Annotated in this window: 17 protein-coding genes and 1 riboswitch; of the genes, 16 read left to right on the plus strand and 1 reads right to left on the minus strand. The window is 55.0% G+C overall.

All coding sequences use genetic code 11. The features are described from left to right. Positions 1-58 precede the first annotated feature (58 nt). From prfB to argH, 13 genes are all read left to right on the plus strand, one after another. Positions 59-1184 (plus strand): peptide chain release factor 2 gene (gene prfB / locus ACAF76_RS01800; protein ID WP_400162337.1). Its coding sequence is split into 2 segments (ribosomal slippage): positions 59-139 and positions 141-1184, totalling 1125 coding nucleotides; the frame shifts between segments, so codons are not numbered across the junction. Between the two features lie 156 nt (positions 1185-1340). Continuing rightward, positions 1341-1610, plus strand: a complete 270-nt coding sequence (locus tag ACAF76_RS01805; protein ID WP_400162338.1) for a YciI family protein — start codon at positions 1341-1343, stop codon at positions 1608-1610. Positions 1611-1698: 88 nt separating this feature from the next. Further along, entirely contained in the window at positions 1699-2064 is a 366-nt protein-coding gene (gene cccB / locus ACAF76_RS01810; protein WP_400162339.1) for a cytochrome c551, read from the plus strand. 143 nt (positions 2065-2207) lie between these two features. Beyond that, positions 2208-3248, plus strand: a complete 1041-nt coding sequence (gene argC, locus ACAF76_RS01815) for an N-acetyl-gamma-glutamyl-phosphate reductase (protein WP_400162340.1) — start codon at positions 2208-2210, stop codon at positions 3246-3248. 13 nt (positions 3249-3261) lie between these two features. Then, complete coding sequence (gene argB, locus ACAF76_RS01820; RefSeq protein WP_400162341.1) at positions 3262-4065, plus strand: acetylglutamate kinase; 804 nt, start codon at positions 3262-3264, stop codon at positions 4063-4065. A 2-nt stretch (positions 4066-4067) separates the two neighbouring features. Continuing rightward, a complete protein-coding gene (locus ACAF76_RS01825) occupies positions 4068-5246 on the plus strand; it encodes an aspartate aminotransferase family protein (RefSeq protein ID WP_400162342.1) in 1179 nt (392 codons plus the stop codon). Positions 5247-5399: 153 nt separating this feature from the next. After that, a complete protein-coding gene (locus ACAF76_RS01830; protein ID WP_400162343.1) occupies positions 5400-6497 on the plus strand; it encodes a carbamoyl phosphate synthase small subunit in 1098 nt (365 codons plus the stop codon). Position 6498: 1 nt separating this feature from the next. Beyond that, positions 6499-9741: a carbamoyl-phosphate synthase (glutamine-hydrolyzing) large subunit gene (gene carB / locus ACAF76_RS01835; protein WP_400162344.1), complete on the plus strand. Its 3243-nt coding sequence runs from the start codon at positions 6499-6501 to the stop codon at positions 9739-9741. Beyond that, positions 9686-10657 carry an ornithine carbamoyltransferase gene (argF, locus tag ACAF76_RS01840; RefSeq protein ID WP_400162345.1) on the plus strand — a complete coding sequence of 324 codons (972 nt, stop codon included), beginning with the start codon at positions 9686-9688 and terminating at the stop codon, positions 10655-10657. Before carB ends, argF begins: the two co-directional genes overlap by 56 nt. A 93-nt stretch (positions 10658-10750) precedes the next feature. Continuing rightward, positions 10751-10834, plus strand: a riboswitch (cyclic di-GMP riboswitch). A gap of 251 nt (positions 10835-11085) precedes the next feature. Beyond that, complete coding sequence (locus ACAF76_RS01845) at positions 11086-11637, plus strand: DUF5317 domain-containing protein (RefSeq protein WP_400162346.1); 552 nt, start codon at positions 11086-11088, stop codon at positions 11635-11637. After that, the gene (locus ACAF76_RS01850) at positions 11621-12955 is read left to right on the plus strand and encodes an HD-GYP domain-containing protein (protein ID WP_400162347.1); all 1335 of its coding nucleotides are present in this window, start codon (positions 11621-11623) and stop codon (positions 12953-12955) included. Before ACAF76_RS01845 ends, ACAF76_RS01850 begins: the two co-directional genes overlap by 17 nt. Positions 12956-13221: 266 nt before the next feature. Next, positions 13222-14481 carry an argininosuccinate synthase gene (locus ACAF76_RS01855; protein ID WP_400162348.1) on the plus strand — a complete coding sequence of 420 codons (1260 nt, stop codon included), beginning with the start codon at positions 13222-13224 and terminating at the stop codon, positions 14479-14481. Continuing rightward, on the plus strand, positions 14478-15923 hold the full coding sequence (argH, locus tag ACAF76_RS01860; RefSeq protein ID WP_400162349.1) for an argininosuccinate lyase: 1446 nt from the start codon (positions 14478-14480) through the stop codon (positions 15921-15923). Before ACAF76_RS01855 ends, argH begins: the two co-directional genes overlap by 4 nt. A gap of 61 nt (positions 15924-15984) precedes the next feature. On the opposite strand, the gene ACAF76_RS01865 is transcribed toward argH, so the two are convergent. Continuing rightward, on the minus strand, positions 15985-17142 hold the full coding sequence (locus ACAF76_RS01865) for an iron-containing alcohol dehydrogenase (protein WP_400162350.1): 1158 nt from the start codon (positions 17140-17142) through the stop codon (positions 15985-15987). Positions 17143-17454: 312 nt separating this feature from the next. Here ACAF76_RS01865 and ftsE point away from each other — a divergent pair, with 312 nt between their 5' ends. The 3 genes from ftsE to ACAF76_RS01880 are packed head-to-tail and all read left to right on the plus strand — an operon-like array spanning position 17455 to position 20251. Continuing rightward, positions 17455-18141, plus strand: coding sequence for a cell division ATP-binding protein FtsE (ftsE, locus tag ACAF76_RS01870; protein ID WP_400162352.1), 687 nt, complete (start codon positions 17455-17457; stop codon positions 18139-18141). After that, complete coding sequence (ftsX, locus tag ACAF76_RS01875; RefSeq protein ID WP_400162353.1) at positions 18131-19027, plus strand: permease-like cell division protein FtsX; 897 nt, start codon at positions 18131-18133, stop codon at positions 19025-19027. Before ftsE ends, ftsX begins: the two co-directional genes overlap by 11 nt. A gap of 24 nt (positions 19028-19051) precedes the next feature. Further along, entirely contained in the window at positions 19052-20251 is a 1200-nt protein-coding gene (locus tag ACAF76_RS01880) for a murein hydrolase activator EnvC family protein (protein WP_400162354.1), read from the plus strand. Position 20252 lies beyond the last annotated feature (1 nt).

The following is a 20252-nucleotide window of genomic DNA, read 5'->3' on the forward strand; positions in this document are numbered from 1 at the left end:
ATCCGGCGATTTGCGATACAATAAAACATAGCTTAGAAAAGAGAAGGTGGTTGGCAACATGGCTTTAATCGACATTGCGGACATCAAACAAGAGATGTCTAGTATGGCTAAACGTTTAGCAGATATCAGGGGGTCTCTTTGACCTCCCAGAAAAACAGGAGCGCATCGGCGAACTGGAAGAGCGGATGCTGGCTCCCGACTTTTGGGATGACAACGATCAGGCGCAAAAAACAATCAGCGAGCTGAACGCCATCAAAGGCATGGTGGAGACGATGTCCAAGCTGGACTCCCAGTACGAAGACATCGAGGTAATGCTCGAACTGGTGATCGAAGAAGGAGACAACTCGATGGTCCAAGACTTGTACGACAGCACCCGGGAGCTGCGCAAGGCTTTTGAAGACTTCGAGCTGGAGCTTCTTCTCAGCGATCAGTACGACAAGAACAATGCCATTTTGGAGCTGCATCCTGGCGCGGGTGGAACCGAGTCCCAGGACTGGGCCTCCATGCTGCTGCGCATGTACACCAGATGGGCGGAAGCAAAAGGGTTCAAAGTAGAGACGCTGGACTACCTGCCAGGCGACGAGGCAGGGGTCAAAAGCGTGACGCTGTTGATCAAGGGGCATAATGCGTACGGCTATTTGAAAGCAGAAAAAGGGGTTCATCGTCTCGTGCGCATATCTCCGTTCGACGCTTCCGGTCGCCGTCATACCTCGTTTGTCTCCTGCAATGTACTGCCGGAGATCGAAGACGATACCGAAGTAGAGATCCGCTCGGAAGACCTCAAAGTAGACACCTACCGCTCCAGCGGTGCCGGCGGACAGCACATCAACACGACCGACTCGGCTGTGCGGATTACCCACTTGCCGACAGGAATCGTCGTGACCTGCCAGACTGAGCGCTCCCAGATCAAAAACCGTGAGCGTGCGATGAAGATGCTGGCGGCGCGCCTGTTTGAGCGCAAGCGGGAAGAGCAGGAGAAAACGCTCGCCTCCATTCAGGGTGAGCAAAAAGACATCGCCTGGGGCAGCCAGATTCGCTCGTACGTATTCCATCCCTACAGCCTGGTCAAAGACCACCGCACCAACCATGAGGTGGGCAACGTACAGGCTGTGATGGACGGAGAAATCGATGCGTTTATCGATGCGTACCTGCGCTCGCAAATTCAGGTCAACAAAAGCGAATAACGAAGGTTTCGTGGATTGCTCTCCTGATGCCCGGACTATGGGGCGAGGCAGGAGGGCATTTTTTTATCGTCAACCGCAAAAAAGAACAGCACGGGCGAAGGGATGGCTATGGTATAATGGCTCACAAAACATGCTCTGGCAAAGGAGAGAGGAAACATGTTGTACGTCGCTATGCTTCACATCGTGGATGAAGAAAAAAACCAGAAGTTCCGCCCCGCCCACCTGGAGTACATCAATGAGTTGTACAAGCAGGGCAAAGTAGTCATGGCTGGTCCGTTTACCGACAAAAAGGGCGGAATGGCAATCTACAAGGCCGATTCTTACGAAGAAGCGTACAAGATGGCAGCAGCCGATCCGGTAATCGTAGAAGGAGCGCGCACATTGGAAGTACGTGAGTGGAGCCCGTTGGACTTCCCGTTGGACTAAACGCGGAGAATTTGGTCGCCGGGCAGGAATGAAGACTCGCCTTAAGAGGCATACTGAGCGCAGAATATCCGAAAAGGAGAGAAAGCCCATGAAAAAATGGTCACGTGTCGTGGCAGCGGCTGCTCTGGTATTCGCACTCGGTGCCTGTGGCGGTGGAGGCGGCAATCAACAAACCCAACCGGGCACCAATGAACCGGGTACGGAAGCCCCTACAGCCCCTTCTGGCGAATACGATGCAGCTACGGCTGAGGCTCTGTATAAAAACACGTGTGCCGGCTGCCACGGCCAAACCTTGGAAGGCGCGGTCGGTCCCAATCTGCAGACGATCGGCAGCCAGTTGAACCAGGAGCAAATTCTGGAGGTCATCAACAACGGGAAAGGCTCCATGCCACCTGGGTTGGCCAAAGGGGAAGATGCTCAAACACTGGCAGCCTGGCTGGCCGACAAAAAGTAAATCAAGTATGCAAAACAGCGGAAGAGCGCTCTGGAATCGGGGCGCTTTTTTTCGTTTGCAGTTTTTTTGGGTTGTATTCGTTGTGAATTTTTATTATTATTCATGTATAAAAATGCAACCCGACGGGGGAAAGGGAGAGATCGATGATTCGTGTCGGAATAGTGGGGGCTACTGGCTATGGCGGAGCGGAGTTAGTCCGTCTGTTGGCAGCGCATCCTCACGTGAAAATAGCGAATTTGTACTCCAGTTCGGCACAGGGAGAGGCGTTTGAAAACGCATTCCCGCATGTATACAACCTTGGTTTGCCAGCACTTTCACCGATTGATGCAGAGCAGATGAGCAAAGAAAATGACGTGATTTTTCTCGCTACTCCGGCGGGAGTCAGCGCCAAGCTGTCACCGCAGATTGTGGAGCTGGGCGGAAAGGTTATCGACCTGTCTGGCGACTTCCGGCTGGAAAGCCCGGACGTATACCAATCCTGGTACAAACATGAGCCTGCCGATGCAGCATGGCTGAAAAAGGCGGTATACGGGCTGACCGAGTGGAACAAGGAACAGGTTGCTGCCGCCAATCTGATCGCCAATCCTGGCTGCTACCCGACTGCGACTTTGCTGGCGTTGCTTCCTTTGGCCAAAAGTGGCTGGGTCGATCCACGCAGTTGGGTGGTGGATGCCAAGTCGGGAGTATCGGGAGCTGGACGGGGCGTCTCCCTGGGGGTTCACTACAGCGAGATTAACGAAAGTATCCACGCTTACAAGGTGGGCAAACACCAGCATACGCCGGAAATCGAGCAGGAGCTTGGTCGGCAGAGCGGTACGGAGGCAATCGTCCAGTTTACGCCGCACCTCGTTCCGATGACCCGGGGGATTCTGGTCACGGCGTACGGGCAATTGACCGAACAGGTGACCCAGACACAGGTGCAGGAGCTTTTCGCCAGTACGTATGCCGACAAGCCGTTTGTGCGGGTTCGTCCCGCAGGCAGCCATCCCCGGACCAAAGAAGTATACGGCTCCAATTACTGTGACATCGCCGTACATGTAGATGAGCGGACGCAAAAAGTAGTCCTCCTGTCGGTGATCGACAACATGGTCAAAGGCGCTGCCGGTCAAGCCATCCACAACATGAACGTCATGCTGGACTTGCCGGAGACGGCGGGGCTGCCGCTGGTGCCGGTATTCCCGTAAAGGAGGAGAACAGATGGGAAGCGTAATCGTAATCAAGTGCGGCGGGAGCACGATGGATCAATTGCCGGATTCGTTTTTTCAGGCAATTGCCACTCTTCAAGCGAACGGAAAACAAGTTGTGATCGTCCACGGCGGCGGGCCGGCGATTAACGCGATGCTCGACCGGCTGCAAATCGTCCCGCAATTCGCGGACGGGCTGCGCGTCACCTGCGAGGATACGCTCGGTGTAGTGGAGCAGGTGCTCTGCGGCAGTATCAACAAAGCGCTCGTTCGTCGCCTGACGCAGGCAGGAGTGAAGGCGTGGGGAGTGAGCGGCATAGACGGACAGACGCTGATCGCCGAAAAGACGGGCAAGCCGCTCGGTTGGGTGGGCGAGATCAAACAGGTGCAGACAGCCATTCCGCAAATGATGCTCGCCGGCGGGTACGTGCCGGTGATCGCTCCTCTGTCCGTCAGTACGGACGGATCGCACACGTACAACATCAATGCCGATGTGGCTGCCGGGGCGATTGCAGCGGGACTGCAAGCGGAAAAGCTGATCATGGTAACAGATGTTCCCGGCATTTTAAAGCCGCAGCCGGATGGCGGCAAAACGCTCGTGACACAGACTGATCCGCAGGAAATAGACGACATGATCGCCGATGAGATCATTACCGGAGGAATGATTCCCAAGGTGCGGGCTGCGCTGGACGCCTTGGGGCAGGGAGTGGAGCAGGTCGTCATTTGCCGCGGTACTGCTGGAGACTTGCTCGGAGTCTGCACAGGGCAGACAGTGGGGACGACAGTTCGGACGAATTCGACAATAAAGGGGAGATAAGCATGAATACCGCTACCGAGCCTATACATCTGATGAATAACTATGCACGCTGGCCGATCAGCCTGGTCAAAGGACAGGGCAACCAGGTATGGGACGATCAGGGCAAGCAGTACCTCGACTTTACTTCCGGCATCGCGGTCACTTCGCTGGGACATGTGCCGCCCAAGGTGACGGCGAAGCTGCACCAGCAACTGGACACCCTCTGGCATTGCTCCAATCTGTTTCATATTCCGCAGCAGGCGGTCTTGTCGGAAAAGCTGAGCAAATTGTCCGGTTTGGACAGCGCGTTTTTTTGCAACAGCGGGGCAGAGGCGAACGAAGCGCTGATCAAGATCGCCCGTCGCTACGCGCAAAAGGTAAAGGGCACCGGACGTTTTGAAATCATCACGTTTTCCCAGTCGTTTCACGGACGAACGCTGGCTACGCTGACCGCAACCGGCCAGGACAAGGTAAAAGACGGTTTTGCGCCGCTGCCAACCGGGTTTGTCACTGTTCCGTACAACGATCTGGCAGCGGTCGAGGCGGCGATCACGGACAATACGTGCGGGATCATGCTGGAGCTGGTGCAGGGAGAAGGCGGCGTGCACCCCGCCGAGGAAGCATGGGTCCAGGGATTGCGAAAGCTGTGCGATGAGCATGGATTGCTTCTCCTCGTGGATGAAATCCAGACCGGAATCGGGCGCACGGGCACCTGGTTTGCCTTCCAGCAGTACGGCGTGAAGCCGGATGCTATCTCGCTGGCAAAAGGGCTGGGCAGCGGCTTCCCGATCGGGGCGATTGTCGCCACCAGCGAGGTCGCACAAGCCTTCGCACCGGGAACGCACGGGACGACCTTCGGCGGAAATCCACTGGCGATGACAGCCGGGATCGCGACTCTGGAGACAATGGAAGAAGAACACATTCTGGAGCGGGTCGGACAAATCGAGAAACAGCTGCTCGCCGGTCTGCACAAGCTGCAGGCTGACCATCCGACCAAGGTGGTTGCCGTACGCGGCAAGGGGCTGCTCGTAGGCGTAGAACTTGCCATTCCGTCTGCCGATGTCATTTCCTTTGCACGGGAGCAGAGTGTCATCCTGCTTTCGGCAGGCCCGAACGTGCTGCGTTTGCTGCCCTCATTCATCACGACGCAAGCGGAGATCGACCAGGTAATTTCTGTTATAGACAAAGCCTTGACGCAGTAAGGATCAAAAAGAAGAGGCAGTTCATATCCGATGCAACGAGTGGCAGTTCAAAAAACTCGTTGCATTTTTATTAAAGCAAATGTATATTAATACAGAGAGTTGCATAAATTTTCGTTAACGAGTGCCTTTTCTGGAGAGGAGTGGCTTTCATAGATGAGTAGAGACAAAGAAGATTTCGGAACGGGTTATCTCACATTGGAAAGTGGAGAAGTGTTTGAAGGAACCATTTACGGCGCCCCGGTCAGCGGATTTGGGGAGGTTGTATTTCATACAGGAATGACAGGGTACCAGGAGGTAATGACCGACCCGTCCTTCGCCGGACAGATCGTTTCCTTTACGTATCCGCTGATCGGTAATTACGGGGTCAACGAACGCGACTTCGAGGCCGCCAAGCCCGCTTTGACCGGGATGGTAGTCAGCGAACTGTGCCTCGAGCCGAGCCATTACGAGTCGAACAAGTCACTGGCGGAAATCGCCGCGCAGTTCGGCTTTCCCATCCTGGCCGGCATTGACACGCGGACGATTACGAAGCGCGTGCGCCAGAACGGACCTGTGTTCGGCGTCATTTCCGATCGCGTTTTGACACCGGAAGAAGTGATCGCGCAGCGTTACAAGCACGCAAAAAAATCGCTGGTAGCCAACGTCTCCAGCGAGAAAATGATCCGCTACCCCGGCAGCGGGGAGCATGTCGTGCTGGTCGATCTGGGGATGAAACTGTCGATCCTGCATTCGTTGCTCGCGTTGGGCTGCCGCGTGACGGTTGTGCCGTTTGACGCGTCGTTTGCGCAGATCAAGGCGCTGCAGCCGGACGGCATCGTTTTCTCCAACGGCCCCGGCGACCCCGAGCATTTGCTCGCGTATTGCAGCGAGTGGCGCAAATCCGTAGAGCTGTACCCGACGCTGGGCATCTGCCTGGGTCACCAGGTACTCGCCTTGATGTACGGCGGCCAGACGGAAAAACTGGCGTACGGTCATCGCGGAAGCAACCATCCGGTAAAAGACCTGGAGACGGGAAAGGTCTACATGACTTCGCAAAACCACGGCTATGTCGTGAAGGAAGAAAGCCTGGACAAGAGCAAGCTGGAGGTTTCCTACCGGAATGTAAACGACGGTTCCGTCGAAGGGCTGCGCCACGTCAGCCTGCCGGTGTTCAGCGTGCAGTACCATCCGGAGGCACATCCCGGACCAAGTGACACATCCCATATTTTTCACCAATTCTTGCAATCGATGCGCGTAGTAGGAGCGAAGTAATATGCCGAAATTGCCACACATCCACAAAGTTCTTGTCATTGGTTCTGGCCCGATCGTCATCGGTCAGGCAGCAGAGTTTGATTACGCAGGGGCACAGGCCTGCCTCTCCCTGAAAGAAGAGGGCGTCCAGGTCGTGCTCGTGAACAATAACCCGGCCACGATTATGACCGATCAGCAAGTGGCAGACAAAGTGTACCTGGAGCCGCTGACCGTAGAGTCTGTTGCCGCAATCATCGCCAAGGAGCGCCCGGACGGCCTGTTGCCGACATTGGGCGGGCAGACCGGACTGAATCTGGCGGTCGCCTTGTCTGAGGCAGGCGTTCTGGAAAAATACAACGTAGAGCTGCTCGGTACGCCGCTTGAAGCCATCCAGAAAGGGGAAGACCGCGAGCTGTTCAAACAGTTGATGCAGCAAATCGACGAGCCTGTGCCGGAGAGCGACACGGTCGAGTCGGTGGAAGAGGCTTTGGCCTTCGCCAGCTCGATTGGCTACCCTGTGATCGTCCGTCCTGCCTATACACTGGGCGGTGCAGGCGGCGGCATCGCAGCCGACGAGGCAGAACTGAAAAAGGTAGCTGCCGGAGGAATTGCCGCCAGCCCGATCGGCCAGGTGCTGATCGAGCGCAGCGTAAAAGGCTGGAAAGAAATCGAATACGAAGTCATGCGTGATGCCAATGACACCTGCATCATCGTCTGCAATATGGAAAATCTCGACCCGGTCGGCGTGCATACGGGAGACAGTATCGTCGTCGCGCCCTCGCAGACGCTGACCGACCGCCAGTACCAAATGCTGCGCAGCGTTTCCACCAAAGTGATCCGCTCGCTGGGCGTGGTAGGGGGCTGCAACATTCAATTTGCTCTCGATCCGAATTCCGATCGCTACGTCTTGATTGAAGTCAACCCGCGGGTAAGCCGTTCCAGTGCCCTCGCCTCCAAGGCGACCGGCTATCCGATCGCCCGGATCGCGGCCAAACTCGCGCTGGGCATGCGCCTGGACGAGGTGCTGAACCCGATTACCGGCTATACGTATGCCAGCTTTGAGCCGGCATTGGACTACATCGTCGTCAAGATTCCGCGTTTCCCGTTTGACAAGTTCCCGCATGCCGACCGCAAACTCGGCACGCAGATGAAAGCGACCGGGGAAGTCATGTCGATCGCCCGCAATCTCGAAGCCGGGCTGCTCAAGGCAGTCCGCTCGCTGGAGCAGGGCTGCACCCACCTGTCCCGTCCGGAGATGGCGGAATGGACCGATGAGCAGTTGGCGCACGCTTTGCAGGAGGCGACCGACATCCGCCTGTTCGCGCTGGCGGAAGCGACGCGCAAAGGCTTTACCGAAGAGGAGCTGCACCGTCTGACGGGAATCGATCCGTTCTTTTTGCGCAGCATCCGCAAGATTGTCGAGATGGAGTTGGAGCTTGCTTCCTATAAGGGCGGTACGCTGGATGAAAAGCTGCTTTTGACCGCCAAAAGACGCGGCTTTGCCGATGAAACGATCGCTGCGCTGGTCGGCTCCACTCCGGCGGAAGTAAAAGCCATGCGCGAACAGGCGGGAATCCGCCCCAGCTACAAGATCGTGGACACATGCGCAGCCGAATTCGACGCGCAAACGCCTTACTACTATTCCGACTGGCAGGGCGTGGACGAGGTAGCGACGCTCACTGGGCGCAAAGTTCTGGTGCTTGGTTCCGGTCCGATCCGCATCGGGCAAGGGATCGAGTTCGACTACTGCTCGGTTCATGCCGCCAAGTCCTTGCAGGAAAAAGGAATAGCCGCAATCGTGGTCAACAACAACCCCGAGACGGTGAGTACGGATTACGAGACAGCCGACCATTTGTATTTCGAGCCGCTGCATGTGGAAGACGTGCTCCATGTAGCCGAGCGCGAGCAGATCGAAGGCGTCATGGTGCAGTTTGGCGGGCAAACCGCGATCAATCTGGCCGCCAAGCTGGAACAGGCCGGACTGAAGGTGATGGGCACTGAGCTTTCCGCGATTGAACGGGCGGAGGATCGCGAGCTGTTCTACGACATGCTGCGCAAGCTCGATATTCCGCACATCCCCGGAAAAGGCGTCTCCACCCAGGAGGAGGCCGCTGCAATTGCTGAAGAAATCGGCTATCCGGTGCTGATGCGTCCGTCCTACGTCATCGGCGGGCAGGGAATGGTTGTCGTGCATGACGAAAGCGAGCTTTCGGCTACGATCAGCGAATGGCTGAGCCATCCCGACAGCCAATCGTTCTTCCCGCTGCTCGTCGACAAGTACGTGCCAGGCCAGGAAGCGGAAGTAGATGCGGTCTGCGACGGGACAGACGTGCTGATCCCGGGCATTTTTCAACACGTGGAGAAAGCGGGGATTCACTCGGGTGACAGCGTAGCCTTGTTCCCGGCTCCCGCGCTGTCCGACGAGATCAAACAGACAATCTCCCGCTACACCGCCGCGATCGCGCGCGAAATGGAAGCGGTGGGATTGATCAATATTCAATTTGTCATCCATGGCGATACCGTTTATGTGCTGGAAGTAAATCCGCGCGCCTCCCGCACCGTTCCGATCACGAGCAAAGTGACAGGGATTCCGATGGTGCAGTTGGCAGTGCGGGCGCAATTGGGAGAAAAGCTGGCAGCGATGGGGTACGGTACAGGCCTGTTGCCTGACATTCCGTTTTCCGTGGTGAAAGCTCCGGTCTTCTCCACTATCAAGCTCAATGGCGTCGACCCTGCACTCGGTCCGGAGATGAAGTCGACCGGAGAGGTGCTCGGCTTGGGCCAATCGTTCGCGGAAGCCGCAGGCAAGGCTTTTGCCTTCAAAGACAAAATGTACGGAGACTGGCGCTCCGGTCACGCCGTCATCCTTTCCTTGCGCGATGCAGACAAGCGGGACGAGGTAGCGGCTGCGATCGCCAAGGTGAAAGCAGATGGAGCAGTGCTGGCTGCTACGCCGGGTACGGCCAAGTGGCTGGAGTCTCAGGGAGTCAACGTCGCGCACGTACTGGCAGACGATCAGCAACTGCCGGCTTTGCTGCAGCAGACACCTGCCGCTTTTGCACTGGTTACGGCGACAAAAGGAAATCGCTTTGGCAGCAACGGATTCTCTTTGCGCAGCCGCTTGATCCAGCAAGGCGTGTCCTTGTTTTCCGCGGTAGAAACCTTTGACTTGTACGTGCAATCGAAACTGGAGAAAAGGGGTGGCTCGGATGCAACCTGTGAAGATATTGGAACACTTACCCAACTTGCCGTTAAGCAAGCATAAAGGAAAAGATTTGCTTCGTATCGACGAGTTCGACGGCCAGGAGCTGATGGAGCTGCTGCAGCTCGCTTCGCACATCAAGCAGCTTCAGCAGCATGGTCAGCCCTTCCAGCCGCTGCAAGGCAAGACGCTGGGAATGATCTTTGACAAGGCTTCGACCCGCACTCGGGTTTCGTTTGAAGTCGGCATGTACCAGTTGGGCGGCATGGGCATGTTCCTCAGCGGAAAAGAATTGCAGCTCGGACGGGGAGAGCCGATCAGCGACACGGCGAAGGTGCTCTCCCGCTACGTCGACGCCATTATGATCCGCACGTTCTCTCACGCATACGTGGAAGAGCTGGCATTGCACGCTTCGATCCCGATCATCAACGGACTGACCGACCTGTACCATCCCTGCCAGGCGCTGGCAGACCTGCTGACGATCTGGGAGCAAAAGGGCAAGCTGCAAGGCGGCAAGCTGGCCTATGTCGGAGACGGCAACAACGTAGCCAATTCGCTCGTGCTGGCAGCAGCGCTCGTCGGTATGGATGTACGCGTCGCAACCCCGGTCGGCTACGAAATGGAAAGCGGCATCGCCCAGAAAGCCAAGGAATACGCACAGCAAAGCGGCGGCAAGCTGCTGATTACCCATGATCCGGTGGAAGCTGTGGCTGGAGCGGATGCCGTCTACACGGACGTCTGGACCAGCATGGGCTTTGAAGCGGAAAATGAGGTTCGCCTGAAGGCATTTGCCCAATACCAGGTGAACGAGCAGCTCACCGCTCACGCCGACCGCGAGCACGTTTTCTTGCACTGCCTGCCTGCACATCGCGGCGAAGAAGTGACAGCAGGCGTCATCGACGGACCGCGTTCATTCATTTTCGACCAGGCGGAGAACCGCCTTCACGCGCAAAAAGCTGTTTTGGCAGCGCTGGTGTGAGAATAGTTCTAGTTCAATAGCATCATTATTTTGGTTTTTCCCAATAGAGCCCAAATCTGTGATTGCCGAAATTTGTCAGATAGTTATAAAATATAGACAAGAAGATGCAATGAAGTACAGACAGTATTTGGTCGCTTTGTCTGTATGGAGCGAGTAGCGAATCCGCCCTTTCCCCCAAGCATGGAAAGGAACTTTGGTAGAGGCTGTATTTGGTCGCTTGGCCTCTATCCGATACAGTAGCGAACCCGGCTTTCTCCATTTCTAGAAAAAGGAGGGGGATCAGGATGAAAAAATGGATCACTGCGATCTTGATGGTGGTTGCCATCGTAGCTGCTACTTCGGCAAACTTCCACATTGGCTAATAACGGAAAAGAAAAACACCGCTTGCTTTGCAGTGGTGTTTTTTCTTAAACTTGGGGGAACTTTCGATGCTATTGGACGTCATTCTCGCTTCATTCCTCGTGGCCTTGCTGCGGGGAGGAAGGGTCAAAGAACTGCCAAAGTTCAACCGGGTGTATTTGCTGGTTGTCACGATTGCGCTTCAGATTTGTGCTGCCTTTTTTCCGCTCCAGGGCGGGGTGTTTATCTCGATTGCGTACGTGTTTATCCTGGCGTTTCTCCTGTCGAACCGGCAGTATGAAGACATGCGCATTTTTAGTGTCGGGTGGTTTTTGAACGCCATTGCGATCTGGACCAACGGCGGAAAGATGCCGATCGATCTGGAGCAGGCGAGCAAGCTGCCGTACGATTTGGAGCCGGTGATAAACGGCACCAATTTCAAACACAACGTACTGACGGAAAGCTCCAACTTTCCGTTCCTGACAGATGTTATTTACATGCCTTTTATCATTCCGAGAGTGATTAGTATCGGGGACATTTTTATTATGCTGGGTGCCTTTTTGCTTGTACAACGTCTCATGGACAAACCGATTTCTCTACTACAACTCCGAGAAGGTAAAAGCTATGCGACAAAAAATTGATGTTGGGTTCATGGTCAAGGGCTTCGTGGTGCAAGTAGGCTTTGTACTAGCTGCCATCAGCATCTTTTACACCTCCTTGCCCGCGTGGGAGCCCAGGGAAACATGGGGAGTATTGTTTGCCTATACTCTCCTCACCATCTTTTCCTGTTTTGCGCCGATCCGATACTCCAAAACGATCCTGACGGTAAACAACGCAGTCATTTTTTCGGGAATTCTTCTGTACGGGCTGGAGGTCGGGGTATGGGCGGCCGTTATTGAAGCTCTGATTATCGCATTTCTGGTACGCTTTAACTTGCTGAAAACGCTGATCAATTCAGGTCAATTGCTGATGACGATCTGGACGGTGGCGGTCGTAAACGAGTGGCTGGGAAGCTGGGAGTTGTCCCCGATCCTCTCCGATCTGCTGCTCGCCGTCCTGTACTGGTTTGTCAATTTGATCCTGTGTGGGCTCGGTATTTCCTATTTTTATCGGACAAGCTGGTTTGCTACGATTCGGGACATGGCCCGAGGGTTTACCTCTACCTATCTGCTTCTGATGGTACTGGCAGGCATCGGGGCACGGCTGTTTGAATCATACGGTGTCCTTGCGCTGATACCGATGCTCATCGCCTTGCTTACGATCAGCTTCGTGTTTCACCAATATTATGAAAGTGTGCAAAAGCTTCAGCAAAAAGTAGAAGAAGTGAAAAACCTCAACCATGGCTTCCTCACGACGATGGCTGCCGCGATTGACGCCCGTGACCACTACACGAGCGGTCACTCCATGCGTGTGGCGCATTGGGGCCGGGAGATCGCCAGGCAAATCGGATTGCCCCCAGAAAAAGTAGAGGAGGTATACTTCGGCGGTATCCTGCATGATATTGGCAAGATCGGGATTGAAGATGAAATTCTCAATAAACAAGGGAAATTAACACCGGAGGAATACGATAAGATCAAACAGCATACGGTGATTGGATATGAAATCGTCAAGAAGGCCGGGATGTTTCACGAACTGCTTCCCGCGATCCGTTCCCACCATGAGCGCTTCGACGGAAAAGGCTATCCGGATGGTCTCGCAGGTGAGGAGATTCCGCTGATTGCCCGGATTTTGGCTGTATCCGACTCGTTCGACGCGATGGTAGCGGACCGTCCGTATCGCAAAGGCTTGCCGCTGGAAGTCGCGTTGCAGGAGATCAGGCGCGGGGCGGGAACGCAATTTGACCCGGAACTGGCGCACCACTTTGTGCATATTATCAACCAGCTCCCTCCGGGGGAACTGGAGGGCATGCTCGGGCAGCAAGACAGCCCCGAGGTTCCGCTCAAGGAAACGCTGCCCTGAAACGATTCCCCGCGGCATCCGGAAGCGTGTGATGTACATATTCGCCGCAACTGCATGAATAAAAGCATATACATAAGAATACGCACAAGCTGGCAAGAAGCCGGGCGGTCGACAAGACGCGTCCGGCTTTTGTTGTCGCCCCGAAGTACCAGTTGTTGCTGGCGAAAAAGAACAGAGAGCAGGGAAAGAAAATGGTTGTATTTTTATAAATACATTTGTATAATTACTCACATAAGAAAATTCTTCGGTATAGGGAGAGAAGAACCATGTCCAAAGAAAAAATCGTATTGGCCTATTCAGGCGGTTTAGATACATCGGTAGCCATTCGCTGGCTGCAAGACACATACAACTACGACGTCATCGCGGTCGCGCTTGATGTCGGGGAGGGCAAAGACCTCGATTTCGTGCAGAAAAAGGCTCTGCAGGTCGGCGCCCTGAAATCGATCGTCGTCGATGCCAAGGAAGCATTTGCCCAGGAGTTCGTCCTGCCGGCACTGCAGGCAAACGCGATGTACGAAGGCAAGTATCCGCTCGTCTCGGCGCTGTCCCGTTATCTGATTTCCCGCGTCCTGATCGAGATCGCGGAAAAAGAAGGAGCGGTCGCTGTCGCACACGGCTGCACCGGAAAAGGAAACGACCAGGTCCGTTTTGACGTATCCTTCACGGCTCTCAATCCGGAAATCAAGATCGTCGCTCCTGTTCGTGAGTGGGGCTGGACGCGTGACGAAGAGATCGAATACGCGAAAAAGAACAACATTCCGATCCCGATCGATCTGGACAATCCGTACAGCATCGACCAAAACCTGTGGGGCAGAAGCTGCGAGTGCGGCGTCCTCGAAGATCCGTGGGCGGCTCCGCCAGAAGGCGCATACGATTTGACCAAATCGATCGCCGATGCTCCTGACGAGCCGGAAGAAATCGAGATCACATTTGTGAAAGGCGTTCCGACAGCGTTGAACGGAGAAGAGCTGGCGCTGTCCGAACTGATCCTGAAGCTGAACAAAATCGCCGGCAACCACGGCGTGGGCCGGATTGACCATGTAGAAAACCGCCTGGTCGGCATCAAATCCCGCGAGGTGTACGAGACTCCCGCGGCGACGACGCTGATCCTCGCTCACCGCGAGCTGGAATTTTTGACGCAGCCGCGCGAGGTGGCACAATTCAAGCCGATCATCGAGCAAAAAATGTCCCAAGTCATTTACGAGGGACTGTGGTTCTCGCCGATCCGCAACGCCCTGCAAGCGTTCATCGAAGAGACACAACAGTACGTTACCGGCGTCGTCCGCGTGAAACTGTTCAAAGGGCATGCGATCGTCGTGGGCCGGAAATCCGCTTCTTCGCTGTACAGCCATGAGCTTGCTACGTACAACGCCGGCGACCAGTTTGACCACAAGGCAGCGCTTGGCTTTATCAAGCTGTGGGGTCTGCCGACGAGAGTATACGCGCAGGTGAACGACGGCGTCCTGCAACAAAACGTCAATACAGCCATCAAGATCTTGGACGAAAAGGATGCGATCAAGCAATGAAACTGTGGGGAGGACGCTTCACGAAGCCGACGAATCAACTTGTAGATGAGTACACATCATCGATTTCGTTTGACCAGCAGATGTGGCGTCAGGATATCGTGGGCAGTCTGGCACATGTAGCGATGCTGGGCAAGTGTGGCATCCTGCCGATGGAAGAAGTACGGCAAATTATCGCCGGTTTGAAAAAAGTAAAGGACAAAATCGAGCGCGGCCAGGCGGAATTCCTGGTGGCGCACGAGGATGTCCATATGAATATCGAAAAAATGCTGATCGAGGAAATCGGTCCGGTCGGGGGCAAGCTCCATACCGGACGCAGCCGCAACGACCAGGTAGCGACAGATATGCATTTGTACCTGCGGGAAAAGCTGATGGAAATTATCCAGCTAGCCATGTACCTGCAGGAAGCGCTGCTGGAAAAAGCGGGCCAGCACCTGGATACGGTGATGCCTGGCTACACGCATCTGCAGCGTGCCCAGCCGGTGCTCTTTGGCTACCACCTGATGGCGTACGTCTCGATGCTGCAGCGCGACATCGAGCGAATGACCGAGACGTGGAAGCGGGTCAACGTCCTTCCGCTGGGAGCGGGCGCTTTGGCGGGCACGACCTTCCCGATCGACCGCGCCTTTGTCGCCGAACTGTTGCAGTTCGACGGAATTTACCAAAACAGTATGGATGCGGTCAGCGACCGTGACTTCATCGTGGAATTTTTGGCTGATTCGGCGATCCTGATGGCTCATCTCTCGCGTCTGTGCGAAGAGCTGGTGATCTGGAGCAGCCAGGAGTTTTCCTTTATCGAGCTGGACGATGAATTCTGCACAGGCTCCAGTATCATGCCGCAGAAGAAAAATCCTGATGTGGCCGAGCTGGTGCGCGGAAAGACAGGGCGGGTGTACGGCAATCTGTTTGGTCTATTGACTGTGCTGAAAGGCTTGCCGTTGGCGTACAACAAGGACATGCAGGAAGACAAGGAAGGCATGTTCGACACCGTGGCTACCCTGCACGGAGCGCTGGCGCTGTTGACGCCGATGATTTCCACGATGCAGGTAAAAGCCGACCGGATGCGGCAGGCGGTGACCCAGGACTTCTCCAACGCGACCGACCTGGCTGATTATCTGGTGCGCAAAAACATGCCGTTCCGCCAGGCGCATGAAGTGGTGGGCAAAGCTGTCCTGTACTGCATCGAAAACAACAAATACTTGCTCGATATGTCGCTTGCCGAATTCCAGAGCTTCTCCGGCGTGATCGGCGAGGATGTGTACGAGGCGCTGGCTGTAGAGACAGTCGTAAATGCACGCAATGTGCTGGGCGCGACTGCCCGTGGACAGGTGGAGGAACAGATCAAGGTGTTCCGCAAACACCTGGAACAGACGCATGACTGGGTAGAAAAGAACAGCCAAAAAGTGATGATCGAGTCGCTGATCGACGTCGGTTCGCCGGCGTAAGACTCCATACACATAAAAAGGATGGGCAATCCGCTGCCCATCCTTTTTGGCGTATCTTTTTTTACAAGCACATGCGCAAAATTTCAGCCACGTCCGCGGCAGACAGTTGTTTGAAGCGGCCAATCGGGCCGAACGGCGTCGCTTTTTCCGCCATCACCTGAATATGTTCATCGCCGATCTCGTAATCAGCGAGACGCGTTGGCGCTCCGATACGGGCGAAAAACGCTTCTGTGGCTGCGATGCCCTCCAGCGCGACTTCCTCGTGGGTCTTGCCTGCCGGATCGACGCCCCACACCTCAACCGCAAAACGGACGAAGCGTGCTGTGTTCTCGCGGTAGACGTAGCGCATCCATTTCGGGAAAATGATCGCCAGCCCCCCGCCGTGCGGGATGTCGTAGACAGCACTGACTGCGTGTTCGATGGAGTGGGTCGCCCAATCCGTGTCGACGCCGACTGGCAGCGTTCCGTTCAGAGCCATCGTGCCGCAGTAGAGTATATTGGCGCGGGCATCGTAGTCTTCGGGATTGGCCAGTACGCGCTCCGCATTTTCGATCACCGTCTTCAGAATTGACTCGGCGAATCGGGTTTGCAGCGGAATCTCTGGCGTATGGGTGAAGTACTGTTCAAACACATGCGACATGATGTCGCAAATGCCGTAAATTGTCTGATCTCGCGGAACAGTGAAGGTATTTTCAGGGTCCAGGATCGAAAAAGTCGGGAACGTCGTAGTGCCGCCAAACTTCTCCTTCGTCTCCCAGTTGGTTATGACACTTCCCCGGTTCATCTCCGAGCCGGTCGCAGCCAGGGTCAGGACTGTCCCCAGCGGAAGCGCTGTTTGCGGGACAGCTTTTCGCGTGTAAAAGTCCCACACATCGCCCTCATAAGGGATGCCGACAGCGATCGCTTTGGAGGCGTCAATGACACTCCCTCCGCCAACGGCCAGCACCCAGTCTGCACCTTCCTGACGGGCAAGCTCGATGCCTTTTTTCACTGTGCCAAGCCGCGGGTTTGGCTCTACGCCGGACAGCTCCAGCACGCGGCAGCCTGCTTTCTCCAGCAGGGAGACGACCTTGTCGTACAGCCCCGAACGCTTGATGCTGCCGCCTCCGTACACCATCAGCACGGTAGAACCAAGCTGCTTTGCCTTTTCTTCCAGATGGGAAATCTGGCCTCGCCCAAAAATCAGTTCCGTCGGATTGCGATACACAAAGTTATTCATTTTCCTTGTCCCCTTTCTCACCGGTACTTCTGTTATTGTACCCAACAGTCTCTTGCGCTAGCTAGATTGCAATGTGTTGGTAGACACTTCGCACCTCGGTGTCAGAATTCGACGAATCAAAGACAGTTTTGACTAGAAATGAGAGATTTAGTGGATACCATCCGCGAAATGGGATGGTATAATGGATAAGATGAGAAATCCTGCACTTTTTCAACAGTGGGGAACAGGGAGCTACAGAGAACGCGCTCGGATTTGTCGAAATGAGCGGATAGAGTGAGGATGTAGGATCTGACAACATAGGATGTGATGGACTTGATCGAGATGTTTGACGTGTGGAAGACCTACCCGAATGGGACCAATGCCTTAAAGGGTATCAATATTCGGATTGACAAAGGCGAATTTGTGTATGTAGTTGGTCCCAGTGGGGCAGGGAAGTCCACTTTTATCAAACTGATGTACCGTGAAGAAAAGCCGACCAAAGGACAGATTTTTCTCGGCGGCTTCAATGTAAGCAGAATCAAGGAACGGCAAATTCCCATGGTTCGACGCAGTATCGGCGTCGTTTTCCAAGATTTCAAACTGTTGCCAACCCTTACTGTATTCGAAAACGTGGCATTCGCCATGGAAGTAATCGAGAGCAACCCGAAGCAAATCAAACCGCGCGTAATGGACGTGCTGGGGCTGGTCAAGCTCAAGCACAAGGCGAAAATGCTGCCGAACGAGCTGTCGGGCGGGGAGCAGCAGCGCGTCGCCCTGGCACGTGCTCTGGTCAATAATCCTGGCATTATCATCGCTGACGAGCCGACGGGAAACCTGGATCCGGAAACCTCCTGGGAGATTATGAAGCTGTTCGAGGAGATCAACCAGCGAGGTACTACTGTAGTCATGGCAACGCACAACCGGGAGATCGTAAACACCATGAGAAAGCGGGTTGTCGCGATTGAGGCGGGACAAATTGCCCGTGACGAGCAGAGAGGGGATTACGGCTATGAAGATTAGAACGCTGGGGCGCCATGCCCGCGAAGGGGTAAAAAACCTCGGTCGCAACGGCTGGATGTCGTTCGCTTCCATCAGCGCCGTGACCATTACACTCTTGATCCTCGGTGTCTTTCTCATCCTGGCCATGAATGTCAATTACTTCGCGCAATCAGTGGAAAAGCAGGTGGAAATCCGCGTATTCCTCGATGTCCTCGCGACCCAGACGGAAGCCGACCAGGTGGAAGCGAACATCAAGGCGATTCCCGAAGTGAGTACAGTCACATTCGTCCCGAAAGACGAGGGCTTGAAGCAGTTTAAGGAAAGTCTGGGCGACAAGGCCTACCTGTTCGAAGGGCTGGAAGAGGACAACCCGCTGCCCGACGCCTTTGTCGTCAAGACCGAGGACCCGCAGCAGACCGCTTCCGTAGCTGCCAAAATCAAGCAGTTTGAACATGTGAACAGCCTGAACTACGGAGAGGGAACAGTCGAGAAGCTGTTCGCCTGGACCGGGGCAGTCCGCAATGTAGGGATTATTTTTATCGTCGGGCTTGGCTTTACGGCAATGTTTCTGATCGCCAATACCATCAAGCTGACGATTGTAGCGCGACGCCGCGAGATTGAGATTATGAAGCTGGTCGGGGCGACCAACTGGTTTATCCGCTGGCCGTTTTTTGTCGAAGGACTTTTGATGGGTCTTGCCGGGGCGCTGATCCCGACGATCATGCTGACAGTTGGCTACTATTATTTGCTGGACGCGATTCACTCCAGCTTTGAAGCATCCCAGCTGTTCAATCTTTTGCCGATCTATCCGCTGATGTGGCAAGTGTCGCTGGCTTTGCTGGCGATTGGCGCCTTTATCGGCATTTGGGGAAGTTTGGTTTCTGTTCGCCGCTTCTTGCGGGTGTAAAATGAGTAGAGTGGGAGGAGAAGTATGAAGAAAAAGATCCTACTAACCCTTTTCATAACCGGCCTCTTGGTCGTACCTGCGATCCCGCTGGGGCAAAGCCAGGCGGCAAGTCAGGAAGCGCTGGACAAAATCAACAAGGAATTGGCAGAAATTCAGCGAAAGAAAAATGCGCAGAGGCAGCAGGTCAAGGAAACTGAGCAGAATATTGCGGTGGTTCAGAAGCAAATCAAGGATTTGAACACTGAGCTGATGCAAATCGACCTGCGCCGCAACGAGGTCCAGGAAAAGCTGGACCAGCTGGAAAAGCAGATGGATGACACCAGGCTGAAGGCGGCACAGGCGCAGGACGAGCTGGATGAAGCGGCAGACCGCGTCGAGAAGCGGGATGCCTTGCTCAAGACCCGAGTCAAGTCGATGTACGAGCGCGGCAATATCTCTTATTGGGACGTGCTGCTCGGCGCCTCTGACTTTGGCGATTTCCTTACTCGCATGGAAGGATTGCGGCTGATTCTCGAGCAGGATACGCGCATTTTGGAAGACAACCTGCGGGACAAGGCGACGATCGAGCAGAAGAAAAAAGAGATCGACCACCAGCTTACGGTATATGCGGGCATGTACGATGAAGCGGAGGCGCTCAAAGCTGAGTTGGACAAGCAGTATCAGCGAAGCGTAGTCGTCAAGGCAGAGCTGGACAAGCAGGAGAAAGAACTGGAGGCCGATCTGGAGCGCAGCGGACAGGAGCTGCTTGCCCTGACCCGAGCAGAGTCGGAGAAGTACGCCGAACGTGTGCGCGCCCTTAGCAGCAGCAGCGGCGGCTACAAGGGCGGCAAGCTGGCTCTGCCGATCGCCGACGGAAACTTCCGCTTTACTTCCGGCTTCGGTGTGCGCAAAGACCCGTTTACAGGTCGCTCAGCGGGGCATAATGGAGTAGATATGGCAGCTCCAAAAGGGACGACTATCATGGCGGCAGCTTCCGGGATCGTCACGTATGCCGGATATTACAGCGGCTTTGGAAATACGGTTATGATCAAGCACAACGACGAACTGACGACGCTGTACGGTCATATTCGCGAGGGCGGCATCAAGGTGTCGGTCGGACAACAGGTAGCAGCAGGACAAAAAATTGCCGAAGTAGGTTCGACAGGCCGTTCCACCGGGAACCACTTGCATTTTACCGTGTATAAAAACAACGTGGCCGTAGACCCGATGCCGTATTTGCGATAGT

This window comes from Brevibacillus sp. TJ4, from assembly GCF_044627595.2.
Lineage (GTDB): Bacteria > Bacillota > Bacilli > Brevibacillales > Brevibacillaceae > Brevibacillus.